Here is a 17,135-nt window from a genome sequence, read left to right as displayed (position 1 = left end):
GACACCGATACGGGAACCGTACACGCAACGGCCGGGGCCGATCGACGGAAATAAGTCCCGCCGATCGGCCCCGATCGCTTACCGCATCGGTCAGACGCGCGGCTTCTCGCGCATCTCGTACGTCGCGATGACGTCGTCGACCTTGATGTCGTTGAAGTTGCCGAGGTTGATACCGCCCTCGAACCCTTCGCGGATCTCGGTGACGTCGTCCTTGAAGCGACGCAGACCGGAGATGTTGAGGTTCTCCGCGATGACCTTGCCATCGCGCAGCAGGCGCGCCTTGGTGTTGCGCTTGACCTCTCCGGACCGGACGAGCACACCGGCGATGTTGCCCAGCTTGGACGACTTGAAGACCTCGCGGATCTCCGCCGTGCCGAGCTCGACCTCCTCGTACTCCGGCTTGAGCATGCCCTTGAGGGCCGCCTCGATCTCCTCGATGGCCTGGTAGATCACCGAGTAGTACCGGACGTCGACGCCCTCGCGCTCCGCCATCTGCTGCGCACGGCCGGCTGCCCGGACGTTGAAGCCGATGACGATGGCGTCGGAGCCGGTCGCCAGGTTGATGTCGGACTCGGTGACCGCACCCACACCGCGGTGCAGGACACGGATGTCGACCTCTTCACCGACGTCGAGCTGGAGCAGCGAGGACTCGAGAGCCTCCACCGAACCGGACGCGTCGCCCTTGATGATGAGGTTGAGCTCCTGCACCAGACCGGCCTTGAGGGCCTCGTCCAGGTTCTCCAGGGAGAACCGGACGCCGCGGCGCGCGAAGTTGGCGTTGCGCTCGCGGGCGGCACGCTTCTCGGCGATCTGACGGGCCGTACGGTCCTCGTCGACCACCAGGAAGTTGTCGCCGGCACCCGGGACGTTGGTGAGACCGAGCACGAGGACGGGGGTCGAGGGACCCGCTTCCTCGACGTTGTTGCCGCTGTCGTCGAGCATCGCCCGGACACGGCCGTACGCGTCGCCGACCACCATCGTGTCGCCGATGCGCAGCGTGCCGCGCTGGACCAGGACCGTCGAGACGGCACCGCGGCCCTTGTCGAGGTGCGACTCGATCGCAATACCCTGCGCGTCCTGCTCCGGGTTGGCCCGCAGGTCGAGCGAGGCGTCCGCGGTCAGGACCACGGCCTCGAGCAGGGAGTCGATGTTCAGACCCTGCTTGGCGGAGATGTCGACGAACATGGTGTCGCCGCCGTACTCCTCGGCCACCAGGCCGTACTCGGTCAGCTGACCGCGCACCTTGGTCGGGTCGGCACCCTCGACGTCGATCTTGTTGACCGCGACGACGATCGGGACCTCGGCGGCCTTGGCGTGGTTCAGCGCCTCGACCGTCTGCGGCATGACGCCGTCGTTGGCCGCGACCACGAGGATCGCGATGTCCGTCGACTTGGCACCACGGGCACGCATGGCGGTGAACGCCTCGTGACCGGGGGTGTCGATGAAGGTGATCTTGCGGTCTTCGTCGTTGACCTCGGTCGTGACCTGGTACGCACCGATGTGCTGCGTGATGCCGCCGGCCTCACCCGCGATGACGTTCGTCTTGCGGATGGTGTCGAGCAGTCGGGTCTTACCGTGGTCGACGTGACCCATGACGGTCACGACCGGCGGACGCGCGACGAGGAGTTCCTCGCCACCCTCGTCCTCGCCGAACTCGATGTCGAAGGACTCGAGCAGCTCGCGGTCCTCCTCCTCGGGGCTGACGATCTCGAGGACGAAGTTCATCTCGTCCGCGAGGAGCTTCAGCGTCTCGTCGGAGACGGACTGCGTGGCAGTGACCATCTCGCCGAGGTTCATCATCACGCCGACGAGCGAGGCCGGGTTGGCGTTGATCTTCTCGGCGAAGTCGGTGAGGGACGCACCGCGCGACAGGCGCACGGTGGCGCCGTTGCCGCGAGGAAGCATGACGCCGCCGACCGACGGGGCCTGCATGGCCTCGTACTCCTGGCGCCTCTGCCGCTTCGACTTGCGGCCGCGGCGGGCGGGCCCGCCGGGACGGCCGAACGCACCCTGCGTGCCACCACGGCCACCCGGACCACCGGGACGACCGCCGAAGCCGGGACGGCCACCGCCGCCACCGGGACGACCGGCGAAACCGCCGCCACCGCCACCGGGACCACCGGGACGACCGGCGAAACCGCCACCGCCGCCGCCACCGGGACGACCGGCGAAGCCGGGACGACCGCCGCCGCCACCGCCACCGGGACGACCGCCGCCGCCGGGACCACGGCCACCGCCGGGGCCACCACCGGGACGCGGGCCGGCAGCGGGACGCTGCGGCATCATGCCGGGGTTGGGACGGTTGCCGCCGCCGGGACGGGGACCGCCCGCACCGGCCGCGCCGCCCTGCGGGCGAGGCATGCCACCGGGGGTCGGACGAGCGCCGCCCTGACCCTGGGGACGGGGACCACCCTGGCCGCCACCCTGCGGGCGGGGGCCGCCCGGGGCACCCTGGCCGCCGGGACGCGGGGCGCCGCCCGGACGGGGCGCCTGCGGGCGCGCCATGCCGGTGGAGCCACCAGAGGTGAAGGGGTTGTTGCCCGGACGGGGACCCGCGGGACGGGCACCACCGGGACGAGCGCCCTGGCCGCCGGGGCGCGGAGCACCCTGACGGTCACCGCGCTGGCCCTGGCCGCGGTCACCGCGGTCGTTGCGCTCCTGGCCGGGGGCCGGACGGCCACCGGGCTTCGGGGCGCCGGGACGGGCACCCTGACCGCCGGGACGCGGGCCGGCCGGCGCCGGGGCCGACGAGGCGGCCGGGGCGGCGGGCGGCGCCGTGAACTCGGGCGCTGCCGGGGCCGGAGAAGCGGGCTTGGGAGCCGGCTTCGGACCCGGGGTCGGCCGCGGGCCCGGCGCCGCGGGGGCGGGGGTCGCGGCAGCGGGCTTCTCCGCGGCGGCGGGCTTCGGCGCAGCCGGGCCCGGACGCGGAGCGGCAGGCTTCGAGGCCTGCGCGGGGGAAGGGGTCGGACGCGGCGCCGCGGGCTTCGCGGGCGCGGCCTTCTTCGCGGCGGGCTTGCCGCCATTGCCCTGATTCAGGGCATCAGTCAACTTGCGTACAACCGGCGCCTCGATCGTCGAGGACGCCGAACGTACGAATTCACCGAGTTCTTGGAGCTTGGCCATGACGACCTTGCTCTCCACGCCGAACTCCTTGGCGAGTTCGTATACCCGGACCTTAGCCACTTCGCTCCTTTTAGGTCCGGGTTACGCCGGACCGTCGCTACTTCATGGGCGTACTCATCGCGTGCTCATCGAGTGCTCATCGCAATCTCGACCTACTTCCAACTCGCGGGGTACCAGGGCCGCACGGGGGTTCCGTACGGCGCTTCTTACGGTGTTGCCTGCTCGACGCGGTGGCGGAGCGCCGCTGTGTCGAACGGACCAGGGGACTTGAACGCCCGCTGGAACGCCCGGCGGCGGACCGCCTGGTCGAGACAGATCTCGGCGGGATGCACATAGGCACCCCGGCCGGGCAGCGTACCGCGATCATCGGGGACACATTCACCCTCGACGATCACGATCCGCAGCAGATCGCTCTTGGCCGCTCGCTCCCGGCATCCCACGCAGGTTCGCTCAGGGCAGGCGCGGGCTTGCGTCCGGCCAGACACGCTTAAGTCTACCTCCCCGTAGCGACCTCACCCCTTTGGGGGAAAAATCGAACGGCCGTCTACGTCACATTCTGTCGTGATCCAAGCGCAGCGCGCCCGGATTTATTCCCCGGCGTCGGATCCGGGCTGCTCGGTGTCCGGACGGATGTCGATCCGCCAGCCGGTCAGCCGGGCGGCCAGGCGGGCGTTCTGCCCCTCCTTGCCGATGGCCAGCGACAGCTGGTAGTCCGGCACCGTGACGCGGGCCGAGCGGGCGCCCATGTCGACGATCTCGACCTTCGAGACGCGCGCCGGGGACAGCGCGTTGGCCACCATCTCCGCCGGGTCGTCCGACCAGTCGACGATGTCGATCTTCTCGCCGTTCAGCTCGCCCATCACGTTGCGCACGCGCCCGCCCATGGGGCCGATGCACGCGCCCTTGGCGTTGAGTCCGCTGCGCGTGGAGCGCACGGCGATCTTCGTACGGTGGCCGGCCTCGCGGGCGATGGCGGTGATCTCCACCGAACCGTCGGCGATCTCCGGAACCTCCAGCGCGAAGAGCTTCTTCACGAGGTTGGGGTGCGTGCGCGACAGCGTCACCGACGGACCGCGGACGCCCTTGGCGACGCGGACGACGTAGCTGCGCAGCCGCAGCCCGTGCGGGTACTCCTCGCCCGGAACCTGCTCCTGCACCGGCAGGATCGCTTCCAGCTTGCCGATGTCGACCAGCACGTTCTTCGGGTCACGGCCCTGCTGGACCTGGCCCATGACGATGTCGCCCTCGCGACCCGCGTACTCGCCGAGCGTCGCGTCGTCCTCGGCGTCGCGCAGCCGCTGCAGGATGACCTGCTTGGCGGTGGTGGCGGCGATGCGGCCGAAGTCGGACGGGGTGTCGTCGAACTCCTTGGCCTCCTGGCCCTCTTCGAGGTCCGCCGGGTCCTCCGTCGCCCACACCGTCACGTGACCGCTCTCGCGGTCCAGCTTCACGCGGGCGCGGCGGAAGCTGCCGTCGGTGCGGTGGTAGGCGATGAGGAGGGCCGACTCGATCGCCTCGACCAGCAGATCGAAGGAGATCTCCTTCTCCCGGACCAGACCCCGCAGGGCACTCATGTCGATGTCCACGACTACGCCTCCTCTTCAGATACGTCGTTCTTGTTCTTGCGGTTGAACTCGACCTGGACCCGCGCCTTGGCGATGTCCGCGAGGTCGAGCCGTCGGGCGGTGGGCTTGCGCCCCTTCACGCCCGGTACTTCCAGGTCGAGACCCTCGTCGTCGACCGTGAGAATGCGCGCGACCAGCTCGGCGCCGTCGTTCAGCGTGAACTTCACGAGACGGTCGGTGGCGCGGACGTAGTGGCGGTGCTCGGTCAGCGGGCGCTCGGCGCCCGGCGTCCCGACCTCCAGCTCGTACTCCCCGTCGCCCATGGCGTCCGTCTCGTCGAGCTTCGCCGAGAGCGCGCGGCTCACATCGGCGATCGCGTCCAGGTCGGCGCCCTCGTCCGAGTCGACGACGACACGCAGCACACGCTTGCGTCCCACCGAGGCCACCTCGACCTCTTCGAGATCGAGTCCCTGCGAGCTGACGAGCGGTTCCAGTAGTTCCCGCAGCCTCTCGTTCTGGGTCGTGCTCATCCGGGTGACTCCTCGGCCGCGTGTGCTGTTGTGGTTGCTGACATTCCCTGCGCGTCAGGTCAAAGGGTATCCGGTCCAGGGGGGTGTTGCCGTCCACCGGACGGGGGCCGACTGTACGGTGATCACCGGTCACTCCCCGTTCCCCGCCCGCTCCCGCCCCAAGGACGTCCGTCGTGCCGCACACCACTCGTAGGAGTCTGCTGGTCTCGCTGGCCGGCGCCGCGCTGCTCACCGGGTGCACGGACAGCGGCGGCCGCGGCGGCGGCGCCGAGGGCGCGCCCGCCGTCTCGCGGGAGAAGCGGCTGCGGGCGAAGGCGGCCCGCGAGAGCGCCGATCTGCTCGGGCAGTACGACCGGGCGCTCGCCGCGCAGCCGTCGCTGGCCGCCCGGCTCGGTCCGCTGCGCGACGAGGTCGCCCAGCACGTGAAGGCGTTCGGCGGGGCGTCCCGGCCGAGTGCCGCGAGCAGCGCCTCGACGCCGCCGGTGGCCGAGAAAGACGTGCTGAAGGCGCTGGCGGCGGCCGAGCGGGAGCTGGCCGACCGCCGGATGAAGGTCCTGGCCGAGCCGGACACGCCCGCGGAGCAGGCGCGGCTGCTCGCGTCGGTGGCGGCGGCCGGTGCCGGGCACGCGTATCTGCTGGGCGAGGGGTGAGGGTCGCGATGACCGAACAGGATCTGCTGGCCGCCGCGCAGGCGGCGCTGCGTGCCGAGCACGCGGCGGTGTACGGGTACGGGGTGGTCGGCGGCCGGATCCGCGCGGGCCGCGGCGACGAGGCGAAGGCCGCGTACGACGCGCACCGCGCCCGGCGCGACGAGCTGCGCCGCACGGTGCGCGACCTGGGCGGCACCCCGGAGGAGTCGGCGGGCGCGTACGCGCTGCCCTTCCCGGTGCCGGACTCGGCCGCGGCGGCCCGGCTGGCGGCCGACATCGAGGACAAGGTCGCCGGGGTCTACTCGGATCTCGTCCGGGCCGCGAGCGGCGGGCGGCGGCGTGCCGCGGCCGACGCACTGCGGGAGGCGGCGGTCCGTGCGGTGCGCTGGCGCGGCAGCAGCGTAGCCTTCCCTGGGCTCACCGAACGGGCCGCGGCGCCATCGGCGTCCGCCTCCGGTTCCACGGCGACGCCCGGTACCTGAGGAGTCTTCGGAAGGGAATCACGCGCGCATGGCTTTCGAACCGCCGCAGCGGCTGGTGAACGCGCTCGGCGAGGTGCGCGACGACGGGGCGTCCGCGTGGCTCGCCGATCTGGGCACGCTGCTCGACGCGGCGGCGGCCCGTCGCGCGGTGACCGTGGAGCGGGTGCACGTGCCCGGCGGGCGCAGCAGCCTGGTCGCGCAGGTGCGCGACCGGGACGGCTCGCCCGCGATCCTGAAGCTGGCGCCGGAGCGGTTCCGGCCGGAGGCGGAGCGGGCGGCGCTGACGCACTGGGACGGGTTCGGCGCGGTGCGGCTGCTCGATGCCGGGGTGAACGACGGCGCGCTGCTCCTCGAGCGGCTGCACCCGGAGGTCTCGGTGCGGACGCTGCCGGAGGCGAAGGCGCTCCTGGAGGCGGCGGGCACGCTGCGGCGGCTGTGGGTGGATCCGCCTGCCGGGCGCAACTGCGAGACGGTGCCGGAGCGCACGGGCCGGCAGGCGACGGCGATGCGGGCGAGCGTGGACGCCTTCCCCGATGTCGCGCCGCTGGTGGACGCGGCGCTCGAGGCGCGTGACGAGCTGGTGGCCGCGCCGCCCGAACTGCGGCTGCTGCACGGCACGTTCCGCCAGTCCAAGGTGTTGTCCGGGGAGCGCACGCCGTGGCTGGCCGTCGGCCCCGACCCGGTGGTCGGCGAGTGCGCCTTCGATCTGGCGCGGCTGGTGCGCGACCGGGTGGAGGACCTGATCGGCTCGCCGTCGGGGCCCGCGATCACCCGGCGCCGGGTGAAGAAGCTCGCCGAGTCGCTGGACGTGGAGCAGGAGCGGCTGCGCGGCTGGACGCTGTTCCGGGCGGTGGAGTCCGGGGTGCGGGCGCTGCGCGTGGGGCGCGAGCGGGACGCGGAGAACCTGCTCGAATTCGCGGGCTGGCTCTGAGGGTTCAGGCGGTCAGGTCCCGTACGTACGTGATGCCGGGGCCGCCCGTCTTCAGGAGGCGCTCGCCGACCGGGCGGAAGCCGGTGCGGGTGAGGACCGTGCGGGAGGCGTGGTTGGCCTCGGCCGCGGCGGCGGTGAGCCGGTCCAGGCCGTAGTCGGCGACGGCCACCTCGAACAGGCGGCGGACGGCGGCGGTGGCCAGGCCCCGCCCGGTGGCCTTCTCGGCGACGCGGAAGCCGAGTTCGGCGCTGCCGTCGGCCGGGTCGTACAGGTTGAAGCGGCCGAGGATCTCGCCGTCGTCGCCGATCAGTACGTGGCATTGCATCGTGCCGGCGTCCTGCTCGGCGAGGAGGGCCGCGTGGCGCTCCGCGAAGTCGTCGAAGTAGGCGTTGCCGCGGTCGGGGACGTGCGCCGCGAAGTAGTCGCGGTTGTCGCGCTCGAAGACGAGGAGCGCTGCCGCGTGCTCCTGTGTCAGGCGCTGCAGTTCGGGCATGGCGTCACGATAGCGGTGCCGGCCGGTGGGGCTTCTCGCGCAGTTCCCCGCGCCCCTGAAGCGAGCTGCGCTCGCTCAGGGGCACAGGCTGCTTGCTACGCGGACGCGGTCAGACGGGCCACGGCCTCCTCGACCGAGAGCTCTTCGCGCTCGCCGGTGCGGCGGTCCTTCAGCTCCAGGACACGGTCGCCGCTGCGGCGGCCCGCGACCAGGATCTTCGGGATGCCGATGAGCTCGGAGTCGGTGAACTTCACGCCGGGCGAGATGCCCGGGCGGTCGTCGACCAGGACCCGGACGCCGGCCTCGGCGAGGAGGTCCGAGACCTCCAGGGCCAGCTCGGTCTGGAGCGCCTTGCCCGCGGCGACGACGTGCACGTCGGCGGGGGCGATCTCCTCCGGCCAGACCAGGCCCTTGTCGTCGGCGTGCTGCTCGGCGAGGGCGGCGACGGCGCGGGAGACGCCGATGCCGTAGGAGCCCATGGTCACGCGGACCGGCTTGCCGTTCTGGCCGAGCACGTCGAGCTGGAAGGCGTCGGCGTACTTGCGGCCGAGCTGGAAGATGTGGCCGATCTCGATGGCGCGGTCCAGCTTCAGGCCCGTACCGCAGGCGGGGCAGGGGTCGCCCTCCTGGACCACGACGACGTCGACGTACGCGTCGACCTCGAAGTCACGGCCCGCGACGACGTTCTTCGCGTGCACGCCGGTCTTGTTGGCGCCGGTGATCCAGGCGGTGCCGGGGGCGACGCGCGGGTCGGCGATGTACTGGACCTTCTCCAGGCCCTGCGGGCCGACGTAGCCGCGGACCAGGTCGTCGCGGCCCTCGAAGTCCTCGGCGGTGACCAGCTCGACGGCGGCCGGGGCGAAGTGCGCCTCGACCTTGTCCATGTCGACCTCGCGGTCGCCGGGGACGCCGACGGCGACGATCTCGCCGTCGACCTTCACGAGGAGGTTCTTCAGGGTCTCGGACGCCTGGACGTTCAGGTGCGCGGCGAGCGTCTCGATGGTGGGGGTGTCGGGGGTCGGGATCTCCTCCAGCGCGGGGACGCCGGCGGCGTCCACGGACTTCAGGGCGAAGGAGACGGCCTCGGTGTTGGCCGCGTAGTCGCAGTTCGGACAGTCGGCGAAGGTGTCCTCGCCGGCCGCGGCCGGGGCCAGGAACTCCTCGGACTTCGAGCCGCCCATGGCGCCGGCGGTGGCGGCGCAGATGCGGTAGTCGAGGCCGAGGCGCTGGAAGATCTTCTGGTAGGCGGCGCGGTGCAGCGCGTAGGACTGGGCCAGGCCCTCGTCCTCCAGGTCGAAGGAGTAGGAGTCCTTCATCAGGAACTCGCGGCCGCGCAGGATGCCGGCCCGGGGGCGGGCCTCGTCGCGGTACTTCGTCTGGATCTGGTACAGGATGACCGGCAGGTCCTTGTAGGACGTGCACTGGTCCTTGACCAGGAGGGTGAAGATCTCCTCGTGGGTCGGGCCGAGGAGGTAGTCGCCGCCCTTGCGGTCGTTGAGGCGGAACAGCTCGGCGCCGTACTCGGTCCAGCGGCCGGTCGCCTCGTAGGGCTCCTTGGGCAGCAGGGCGGGGAGGGTGACCTCCTGGCCGCCCAGGGCGTCCATCTCCTCGCGGACGACGCGCTCCACGTTGGCCAGGACCTTCTTGCCGAGCGGCAGCCAGGACCACACACCCGCGGCGGTGCGGCGCACGTACCCGGCGCGCACGAGGAGCTTGTGGCTCAGCACCTCGGCGTCCGCCGGGTCGTCGCGCAGGGTCTTCACCATCAACCGGGACATGCGCTGGACCTGGGCCTTGGCCATGATTCTTGACTCCTGCTGCGAAAGGGTGGTCCCAGGAGGTTAGCCGGGGCGGCCCGGCGGCCGGAAATCGGTCAACCGAGCGGCCTGAGCAGCGGGAGCGGCGCGCCCATCACGGCGTAGGGCTTCGGGGCGCTCGGGAACAGCACCTGCTGGGCCAGGTCGGCGTAGCCGAGGGAGCGGTACAGGCCGCGTGCGGGGCTCTCGTGGTCGATCGCCGAGAGGATCGAGCGGGGCTGGAACGCGGTGTCGGTGATGGTGGTGATCAGGGTGCGGCCGATGCCGCGGTTCTGGTAGCCGGGGTGGACGTGCAGCTCGGTGATGACGAACGAGTCGTCGAGCCAGTGGTCGGTGCCGCGGGAGCGCAGGTACGGCTCGACGACCGTGGACCACCAGTGGGTGCGGTCGTTCGGCATGCCGTAGACGAAGCCGACGAGGCGTCCCGTCTCGGTGGTGGCGCCGAGCGCGCGGGCTCCCGGGTAGGTGATGTGCCGCAGGACGATCTGGCGGCGGACCGCGATCTCGTCGTCGCTGAGGCCGAAGGCGTGGGCCTGCACGGCGAGGGCCTCGTCGACGCGGCTGCGCAGGTCGAGGGGGCCGATGGTGACGGCGTTGTCGTCCATACGGTTCCGGTACGGCATGCGGGGAGGGTACCCCGGGGCGGGCGCCCTTCTGTACGGGTCTTCCGGGCGGGGTGGCCGGGTGGGGGCGCCGGCGGTCAGGAGCGTGCGGGCAGCCTCGGCACGCTCGCCAGCAGGCGCCGCGTGTACGCGTGGCGGGGCGCCCCGAGCACCTCCGGCGTCTCCCCCGCCTCGACCACCCGGCCCCGCTCCAGCACGGCGGTGCGTTCGCACAGGGCGGCCACGACGGACAGGTCGTGGGAGACCATCACCACCGTCAGCCCGGCGGTCTCCTTCAGCTCCGCGAGGAGGTCGACGACCTTGACGCGCGTGGTGACGTCGAGCGCGGACACGGGTTCGTCGGCGAGCAGCACCCGCGGGTCGCACACGGTGGCCCGGGCGATGGCGATCCGCTGCCGCTGTCCGCCGGAGAACTCGTGCGGGTAGCGCTCCCCGGCGTCGGCCGGCAGCCCGACCCGTTCGAGTGCGCGCGCGACCCGGTCGTCGGCCGCGTCCCCGGACGCGACGCCGAGCGAGCGCAGCGGCTCGCCCACGATGCGCCGGACCCGCTGGCGCGGGTCGAGCGAGGCGTACGGGTCCTGGAAGACGCACTGCACGCTGCGCCGGAAGGCCTTCATCTGCGTACGGTCGCGCAGGCGCAGCGGGTCGCCGTCGAAGCGCACGGTGCCCGACGTGGGGCCGGCGAGGCCGAGCAGCATGCGCAGCAGGGTCGTCTTGCCGGCTCCGGACTCGCCGACCAGCGCCAGGCTCTGCCCGGGTTCGACGGCGACCGACACGTCGGTGACGACGGGTGCCGCGCTCCCCCGGTACGCGTAGGACACGGAGTCCAGTTCCAGTACCGGTGCCTTCATCGCGTGCCTCCCAGGTCGAGCGCCGCTTCCAATTGCCGTGCGCTGTCGACCAGCGCCTTGGTGTACGCCTCGCGCGGGGCCCGTACGACGTCGGCCACGGCGCCCGTCTCGACGGCGCGGCCGTCCTTCATGACGAGCACCCGGTCGGTGACGGCCGAGACGACGGCCAGGTCGTGGCTGACGAACAGCACGGCCATGCCGCGGGCGCGCACCAGCTCCTCGACGAGGGCCAGCATCTCGGCCTGGACGGTGACGTCGAGCGCCGTCGTCGGCTCGTCGGCGATGAGCAGCGCCGGGTCGCAGGCGAGGGCCATGGCGAGGGCGACGCGCTGGCGCTGCCCGCCGGAGACCTCGTGCGGGAAGGCGCGGGCGATGCGCCCGGGGTCCGGGAGCCGCACCTGTTCGAGCAGGTCGAGGACGGCGGCCTTGAGGGCGGCGCCCTTCAGCTCCCGCCGTCTGCGCAGCGGTTCGGCGATCTGCCGGCCCACGCGCATCAGCGGGTCGAGGGCGGTCAGCGGCTCCTGGAAGACGACGGCCGCGCTGCGTCCGCGGATCCCGACGAGGGTCTTCTCGCTCGCGCCGACGATCTGGGTGCCGTCGAGTTCGACGCTGCCGGTCACGGTCATGTCCGTGGGCAGCAGGCCGAGGACGGCCAGCGTGGTCAGGGACTTGCCGGAGCCGGACTCGCCGATCAGGCCGAGCCGTTCGCCGCGCGCGACGTCGAGGTCGAGCCCCGAGACGAGGACGCGGTCGCCGGTGCGGACGGTCAGGTCGCGCACCGTGAGCAGGGGTTCGGTCATGTGGCCGCCCTCCCCTTCCGGGCCGTCGGGTCGAGGACGTCGCGCAGTCCGTCCGCGATCAGGTTGACGCCGATCACCAGCAGCACGAGGAGCACTCCGGGTGCCAGCGCGCCGGCGGGCGCCGTCGTGAAGGTGGCCTGCGCCTCCTGGAGCATGCGGCCCCACGAGGCGTTGGGCGGGGGCGCGCCCAGGCCCAGGTAGGACAGTCCGGCCTCGGCGAGGACGGCGAGCCCGAACTGGAGCGCCAGGTTCACCCCGAGCGTGGGCCAGATGTTGGGCAGGACGTGGCCGCCGACGATCCTCGGCCAGGACGTGCCCGAGGTGCGGGACGCCGTGATGTAGTCCTGCGCGAGGACCCGCTTGACGAGGATGCGGGTGAGCCGGGCGACGACCGCGCTCTGGGCGAGTCCGATCGCGAGGATCGCGGAGCCGAGGGTCGCCGAGCGGGCGGCGACGATCAGCATGGCGAGCAGCAGCGTCGGGAACGCGATGAGGATGTCGAGCAGCGCGGAGAGCGTGTCGTCGAACCAGCCCTGCGCGAAGGCGGCGAGGACGCCGAGGGTCACGCCGAGCAGCGCGGCCACGGCGACCGATCCGAGTCCGGCCTCCAGGGCGATCCGCGAGCCCGTCATGAGCTGCGTGAACAGGTCGCGCCCCAGCTTGTCGGTGCCGAGGAGGTGTCCGTCGCCCGGTCCGGCGAGCCGGCCGCCGGAGGTGTCGTCGCTGTCGTAGGGCAGCCAGAACAGGGAGACGAGGGCGAGCAGCACGACGACGCCCGCGAGGACTCCGCCCGTCCACAGCGTCAGTGAGGTACGGCGTCGCTTCATCGTGCGCCTCCCGAGAGCCGTCCGCGCAGCCGCGGGTCGACGAGCCGCTGCACGAGGTCGGCGAGGAACCCGATGACGAGGACGCCGAACGTCGAGACGAACAGCACGCCCTGGATGACCGGGTAGTCGTGCTGGGCGATGCCGGTCGCGAGCATCGAGCCGAGGCCCGGCAGCGCGTACACGGACTCGACGACGACGGCGCCGAGCAGGGTGGAGGCGAGTTCGATGCCGAGGACGGAGATGACCGGCACGGAGGCGTTCCGCAGCCCGTGCCGCCACATGGCCCGCCCGAAGGAGGAGCCGAGCGCCCGCGCCGTGCGCAGGTACTCGCTGTCGAGGACGTCGAGCGTCGCCGAGCGCACGTACCGGATGAGGGACGCGGACATCACCAGGGCCACCGTGACGACCGGCAGCACCAGGGAGCGGATCGCGTCGCCCGGGGCGTCCCAGCCGTCCTGCGGGAAGCCGCCCGAGGGCAGCCAGCCCGCGTTCAGCGCGAAGACGGCGATGAGGATCATGCCGAGCCAGAACACCGGTACGGCGATGCCCAGCTGGGAGACGCCGCTGAGCAGCGCCCCGTACCAGGTGTGCTTCTTGTACGCGGCCACGAATCCGGCGGGTACGGCGACGAGGACCGCGAGCACGAAGGCGGACAGGGTCAGGGGCAGCGTCACGTTCAGGCGCTGCGAGACCTCGGGCCCGACCGGCAGGGACGACACGAAGGACGTTCCGAGGTCACCGCTGGCCAGCTGCCCGATCCAGTGCGTGAACTGCTCGGGCAGCGGCTTGTCGGAGCCGATCGCGTGCCGGGCCGCGGCGATCTGCTCCGGCGAGGCGCCCACCGAGGTGAGCGCGTTCGCCGGGTCGCCCGGCAGCATGCGGAGCAGCACAAACAGCACGATGCTCGCGAGGACGAGGGAGACCAGCAGGAACACCAGCCTCCGCAGGAGGTATCTCAGCATGGCCGGGGCGTCAGCTGCTCTTCTTGATGTCGTACGCGAAGAACTGCGAGTTGAGGCCGTTGAGCGGGTAGCCCGACAGCTTCGTGTTCGCGACGACGATCTGCGGATACAGGTAGAGCCAGTCGCTGGCCGCGTCCTCGGCGGTCTTGCGGTTGACCTTCTTCAGCAGGTCGGTCTGCGCCTGGGTGCTGGAGGCCGCCTCGGCCTGCTCGACCCACTGGGTGACCTGCTTGTCGTCGTAGCCCCAGTAGAAGTCGGGGTTGCCGTACCAGACGAGGTCGCGGTCGTTGACGTGCTCCTGGAGCGTGGCCGAGAAGTCGTGGTTCTTGTAGACCTTCGTGTACCACTCGTCGGGCGTGATCGTGTTGATCTTGACGGTGATGCCGACCTTGGCGAGCTGCGACTTGATGAAGGTGGCGGCGGTGGGGTGCGGGTCGTAGTTCGGGGTGTCCAGCGTGAAGCTGAAGCCCTTCTCGTAGCCCGCCTCCTTGAGCAGCTTCTTGGCCTTCGTCACGTTGTACGCGTTGACGTCGGTCAGGTCCTCGTACCAGGGGTCGGTGGGCGGCACCATCGACCCGATCTCCTTGCCGTAGCCGCCCCAGACCGACTCCAGGAGCTTCTTGTCGTCGATGGCGGCGGAGACGGCCCGGCGCACCTTGACGTCCGTGAAGGGCTTGGCCTTGTCGTTGAAGGCGAGGAGCAGCTTGGTGGTGGAGTCGCCGTCGTTGACCTTGTAGTTCTGGTTGGACTTGAACTGGTCGAGGGCGTCCGGCGACTGCTCGCTGGTGACGACGTCGACGGCGTTCGTCAGGAGCGCGTTGTTGAGGGCGGTCGCGTCCTTGTAGTAGTGGAACGAGACCTGCTTGTTCTTGGCGGCGGAGCCCCAGTAGCCGCCGAACCGGTCGAGGCTGAGGGCGGAGCCGCGGGTCCACTTGTTCAGCTGGTAGGGACCGGTGCCGTCCTCGGTCGTCTTCAGGTTCTTCGCGTCGGAGTTGATGATCCAGACGTACGAGAGGTTGTAGACGAAGGAGATCGACTTCTTCGACAGCGTGACCTTGACGGTCTTCGCGTCGGGGGTGGCGATGTCCTTCATGACCTCGAGGTTGGCCTTGCGCGCGGACTGGGAGTCCTTCGCGATCACCTTCTCGAGGCTGTACTTGACGTCCTTGCTGGTGAGCGTCTTGCCGCTGTGGAACGTGACGCCGTCGCGCAGGGTGAAGGTGTACGTGAGTCCGTCGCCGCTGACCTTGTAGTCGTCGGCGAGGAGCTTCTCGACCTTGCCGTCGTCGGTCAGCCGGAACAGGCCCTCGTAGACGTTGCCGTTGAGGGCCTCGGTGACGCCCTGGCCGCCGCCCGCGGTGTTGTCGAGGTTCTGCGGCTCGTAGAGGGAGCCGATGTTGACGACTGCGTTCTTGTCGTAACTGCCGTTCGCGGAGCCGGAGTTCGACGATCCGTTGCCGCCGCAGGCCGCGAGCGTGACGGCGAGGGCGACGGTGAGCACGCCCGCGGACAGGGGCTTCTTGGGGAGGTTCATGAGGGGGCCTTACGAGGAGTGGTGCGGGGAGGGGGATCAGTGAGCGCTGTCGCCGCCGTGCAGGACCGGGAGCTTCTCGCCCGCCTCGACGGGCAGGTGGAAACGGTTCTGCAGCGGCGGCATCGGACAGTTGTACTGATCGGAGAAGCCGCACGGGGGGACGAAGGCCCGGTTGAAGTCGAGGCGCACGCGGCCCTCGCCGGTGTGCTCGACGAAGAGGAAGCGGCCGGCGCCGTACGTCGAGTCGCCGTTGGTCGGGTCGCCGAAGACGAGCAGCAGGGTGCCGTCGTCGTCGAAGGCGGAGAGCGTGTACGCGGTGCCGTCGACGGTCAGGGCGATGTCGCCGGGGACGACCTTGTCGCGGGTGCCGCCGTTGTCCCGCAGGTGCTCGAAGGCGACCTGGCGGGCGCCCTCGACGGGCGTGTACGTGGCGTCGAGGACCCAGGCGGGGTCGTACGGGAAGGCGTCGACGCGGTCGAAGGCCCTGATCGCCGGGGACTCCGCGTCCCAGAAGCGCAGGCCGTGCTCGGGGGCGCCGGTGACCATGTCGGTGCGTTCGAGGGCGGTGACCGTCACGGTCTCCGGCTGCCCCGCGCGGGCGGCGTCGAGGTCGGGCGTCTCACCGGCGGGCAGCCAGCGGGTCTCGACGAGGGCGAGGTTCCCGGTGGGGGCGGTGACGGAGCGGTGCCGGTCGGCACGCCATTCCTGCCAGGCGGCTATGCCGGAACCGGAATCAGACATCGTGTGGCACCTACAGTCAGTGAACTTTAAACCAAAGTGCTTCCTTTATTGTTCATAAGACTCACTAATGTCAAATGCCGCCTAAGAGATGAGACAGGCACCACACGGGGATCTCTCGGTCCTAGAACAGGACACTCATGAAGGCGCCGACTTCCTCGAAGCCGACCCTGCGGTACGCCGCGCGTGCCGGGGTGTTGAAGTCGTTGACGTAGAGGCTGACGACCGGGGCCACGTCCGCGAGGGCGTAGCGGACCACGGCCGCCATGCCGGGGGCCGCGAGGCCCTTGCCGCGGTGTTCGGGCGCCACCCAGACGCCCTGGATCTGGCAGGCGTCCGGTGTCGCGGCGCCGATCTCCGCCTTGAAGATCACCTTGCCGTGCTCGTCGAGGCGGGCGAAGGAGCGTCCCGAGCCGACCAGTTCGGCGACCCGCGCCTGGTAGAGCAGGCCGCCGTCGCCCGCCAGCGGGGAGACGCCGACCTCCTCGGTGAACATCGCCACGCACGCCGGCATGATCGTTTCCATCTCGTCCTTGCGGATGCGGCGGACGTACGGGTCGGGCTCGACGTGGGCCGGCAGCCGGTCGGTGACCATCAGCGGCTGGTGGGCGCGGACCTCGCGGGCCGGGCCCCAGGAGGGCTCGAGGAGCTGCCACAGGCGGGCCGTGGGCTCGGCGGGGCCGACGATGGAGGAGCAGCGGCGGCCGGCTCTTCGCGCGCGGTCCGCGAAGCCTCTGATCGCACGGTCGGTGGCGCAGATGGGGACGAGGTTGGCGCCCGCGTAGCACAGGGACCGCAGCATGCCGTCCTCGTACCAGCCCCACATCTCGCCGCCCAGCCGCCACGGGTCGAGGCCCGCGATGCGGACGCGGGCCGTCACGAAGGCGTTCACGACCGGCTCGCGGTCGAGGACGGCGAGCGCTGCGTCGAGGTCACTCGGTTCGAGGACCCGGGTGGTGGTCTGAGTCAACACGTGCGGGGCCTTTTTGGCGGGGAGGGCTGATCTCCGCACTGTACCTGGCGGTGGCAGCGGGTGTACTGGGCGTGCCTCCGGCAGCGCTCCGCCTTCCCGTCTGCCGGGCTCGGACGCCTCGGCGGCTCCCGGCCGGTGGCCTCTTCTCGCGCAGTTCCCCGCGCCCCTGGGCGAGCGGAGCTATCCCGTACGTAAGGAAGCCCACGCCATGAGCCCCGCCGAAGGCGACCGCGAAG

General features: G+C 71.4%; 17 protein-coding genes. 3 read left to right on the top strand and 14 right to left on the bottom strand.

All coding sequences use genetic code 11. The annotated features are described in order from the left end of the window. Positions 1 to 90: 90 nt before the first annotated feature. From infB to rimP, 4 genes are all read right to left on the bottom strand, one after another. Positions 91 to 3,183, bottom strand: coding sequence for a translation initiation factor IF-2 (gene infB, locus ABZ930_RS33105; protein ID WP_361556215.1), 3,093 nt, complete (start codon positions 3,181 to 3,183; stop codon positions 91 to 93). Positions 3,184 to 3,329: 146 nt separating this feature from the next. After that, a complete protein-coding gene (locus ABZ930_RS33100; protein ID WP_351450118.1) occupies positions 3,330 to 3,608 on the bottom strand; it encodes a YlxR family protein in 279 nt (92 codons plus the stop codon). Positions 3,609 to 3,710: 102 nt separating this feature from the next. Then, positions 3,711 to 4,709, bottom strand: a complete 999-nt coding sequence (gene nusA / locus ABZ930_RS33095; RefSeq protein ID WP_361556211.1) for a transcription termination factor NusA — start codon at positions 4,707 to 4,709, stop codon at positions 3,711 to 3,713. Positions 4,710 to 4,711: 2 nt separating this feature from the next. After that, positions 4,712 to 5,218, bottom strand: a complete 507-nt coding sequence (gene rimP, locus ABZ930_RS33090; protein ID WP_361556208.1) for a ribosome maturation factor RimP — start codon at positions 5,216 to 5,218, stop codon at positions 4,712 to 4,714. Positions 5,219 to 5,391: 173 nt separating this feature from the next. Between rimP and ABZ930_RS33085 the strand changes: the two genes are divergently transcribed. The 3 genes from ABZ930_RS33085 to ABZ930_RS33075 are packed head-to-tail and all read left to right on the top strand — an operon-like array spanning position 5,392 to position 7,281. Further along, positions 5,392 to 5,868: a hypothetical protein gene (locus ABZ930_RS33085; RefSeq protein ID WP_361556205.1), complete on the top strand. Its 477-nt coding sequence runs from the start codon at positions 5,392 to 5,394 to the stop codon at positions 5,866 to 5,868. A gap of 8 nt (positions 5,869 to 5,876) precedes the next feature. Then, positions 5,877 to 6,350: a ferritin-like domain-containing protein gene (locus ABZ930_RS33080; RefSeq protein WP_361556202.1), complete on the top strand. Its 474-nt coding sequence runs from the start codon at positions 5,877 to 5,879 to the stop codon at positions 6,348 to 6,350. 28 nt (positions 6,351 to 6,378) lie between these two features. Beyond that, positions 6,379 to 7,281, top strand: coding sequence for an aminoglycoside phosphotransferase family protein (locus ABZ930_RS33075; protein WP_361556199.1), 903 nt, complete (start codon positions 6,379 to 6,381; stop codon positions 7,279 to 7,281). A gap of 4 nt (positions 7,282 to 7,285) precedes the next feature. Here the strand turns inward: ABZ930_RS33075 and ABZ930_RS33070 are convergent, their stop codons facing one another. The 10 genes from ABZ930_RS33070 to ABZ930_RS33025 form a co-directional block, all read right to left on the bottom strand. Beyond that, complete coding sequence (locus tag ABZ930_RS33070; protein WP_361556196.1) at positions 7,286 to 7,774, bottom strand: GNAT family N-acetyltransferase; 489 nt, start codon at positions 7,772 to 7,774, stop codon at positions 7,286 to 7,288. 95 nt (positions 7,775 to 7,869) lie between these two features. Then, positions 7,870 to 9,576: a proline--tRNA ligase gene (locus ABZ930_RS33065; RefSeq protein ID WP_361556193.1), complete on the bottom strand. Its 1,707-nt coding sequence runs from the start codon at positions 9,574 to 9,576 to the stop codon at positions 7,870 to 7,872. Between the two features lie 71 nt (positions 9,577 to 9,647). Then, on the bottom strand, positions 9,648 to 10,196 hold the full coding sequence (locus ABZ930_RS33060; protein WP_361556295.1) for a GNAT family N-acetyltransferase: 549 nt from the start codon (positions 10,194 to 10,196) through the stop codon (positions 9,648 to 9,650). Between the two features lie 95 nt (positions 10,197 to 10,291). Then, positions 10,292 to 11,065 carry an ABC transporter ATP-binding protein gene (locus ABZ930_RS33055; protein ID WP_361556190.1) on the bottom strand — a complete coding sequence of 258 codons (774 nt, stop codon included), beginning with the start codon at positions 11,063 to 11,065 and terminating at the stop codon, positions 10,292 to 10,294. Further along, a complete protein-coding gene (locus ABZ930_RS33050; protein ID WP_361556187.1) occupies positions 11,062 to 11,865 on the bottom strand; it encodes an ABC transporter ATP-binding protein in 804 nt (267 codons plus the stop codon). Before ABZ930_RS33050 ends, ABZ930_RS33055 begins: the two co-directional genes overlap by 4 nt. After that, entirely contained in the window at positions 11,862 to 12,692 is an 831-nt protein-coding gene (locus ABZ930_RS33045; protein ID WP_361556184.1) for an ABC transporter permease, read from the bottom strand. The genes ABZ930_RS33050 and ABZ930_RS33045 overlap by 4 nt, the downstream gene beginning before the upstream one ends. Further along, positions 12,689 to 13,654 carry an ABC transporter permease gene (locus ABZ930_RS33040; RefSeq protein ID WP_361556181.1) on the bottom strand — a complete coding sequence of 322 codons (966 nt, stop codon included), beginning with the start codon at positions 13,652 to 13,654 and terminating at the stop codon, positions 12,689 to 12,691. Before ABZ930_RS33040 ends, ABZ930_RS33045 begins: the two co-directional genes overlap by 4 nt. 10 nt (positions 13,655 to 13,664) lie before the next feature. Then, on the bottom strand, positions 13,665 to 15,188 hold the full coding sequence (locus ABZ930_RS33035) for an ABC transporter substrate-binding protein (protein WP_361556178.1): 1,524 nt from the start codon (positions 15,186 to 15,188) through the stop codon (positions 13,665 to 13,667). A gap of 36 nt (positions 15,189 to 15,224) precedes the next feature. Further along, complete coding sequence (locus tag ABZ930_RS33030; protein ID WP_361556175.1) at positions 15,225 to 15,929, bottom strand: DUF1684 domain-containing protein; 705 nt, start codon at positions 15,927 to 15,929, stop codon at positions 15,225 to 15,227. Positions 15,930 to 16,050: 121 nt separating this feature from the next. Then, positions 16,051 to 16,899: a GNAT family N-acetyltransferase gene (locus ABZ930_RS33025; protein ID WP_361556172.1), complete on the bottom strand. Its 849-nt coding sequence runs from the start codon at positions 16,897 to 16,899 to the stop codon at positions 16,051 to 16,053. Between the last annotated feature and the right edge of the window lie 236 nt (positions 16,900 to 17,135).

Origin of the sequence: Streptomyces sp. NPDC046716 (assembly GCF_040645755.1) — a bacterium.
In the GTDB taxonomy this organism is placed as follows: Bacteria; Actinomycetota; Actinomycetes; order Streptomycetales; family Streptomycetaceae; genus Streptomyces.
Note: the sequence above shows the minus strand (reverse complement) of the source record. Positions and strands in the feature narration are given on the sequence as shown.

Excerpts from the sequence above, each read along its gene's own strand:
- rimP (WP_361556208.1), bottom strand. The coding sequence starts at position 5,218 with ATGAGCACGACCCAGAACGAGAGGCTGCGGGAACTACTGGAACCGCTC.
- ABZ930_RS33070 (WP_361556196.1), bottom strand. The coding sequence starts at position 7,774 with ATGCCCGAACTGCAGCGCCTGACACAGGAGCACGCGGCAGCGCTCCTC.
- ABZ930_RS33045 (WP_361556184.1), bottom strand. The coding sequence starts at position 12,692 with ATGAAGCGACGCCGTACCTCACTGACGCTGTGGACGGGCGGAGTCCTC.
- ABZ930_RS33055 (WP_361556190.1), bottom strand. The coding sequence starts at position 11,065 with ATGAAGGCACCGGTACTGGAACTGGACTCCGTGTCCTACGCGTACCGG.
- ABZ930_RS33035 (WP_361556178.1), bottom strand. The coding sequence starts at position 15,188 with ATGAACCTCCCCAAGAAGCCCCTGTCCGCGGGCGTGCTCACCGTCGCC.
- ABZ930_RS33050 (WP_361556187.1), bottom strand. The coding sequence starts at position 11,865 with ATGACCGAACCCCTGCTCACGGTGCGCGACCTGACCGTCCGCACCGGC.
- ABZ930_RS33060 (WP_361556295.1), bottom strand. The coding sequence starts at position 10,196 with ATGGACGACAACGCCGTCACCATCGGCCCCCTCGACCTGCGCAGCCGC.
- ABZ930_RS33075 (WP_361556199.1), top strand. The coding sequence starts at position 6,379 with ATGGCTTTCGAACCGCCGCAGCGGCTGGTGAACGCGCTCGGCGAGGTG.
- ABZ930_RS33030 (WP_361556175.1), bottom strand. The coding sequence starts at position 15,929 with ATGTCTGATTCCGGTTCCGGCATAGCCGCCTGGCAGGAATGGCGTGCC.
- ABZ930_RS33040 (WP_361556181.1), bottom strand. The coding sequence starts at position 13,654 with ATGCTGAGATACCTCCTGCGGAGGCTGGTGTTCCTGCTGGTCTCCCTC.
- ABZ930_RS33080 (WP_361556202.1), top strand. The coding sequence starts at position 5,877 with ATGACCGAACAGGATCTGCTGGCCGCCGCGCAGGCGGCGCTGCGTGCC.
- ABZ930_RS33065 (WP_361556193.1), bottom strand. The coding sequence starts at position 9,576 with ATGGCCAAGGCCCAGGTCCAGCGCATGTCCCGGTTGATGGTGAAGACC.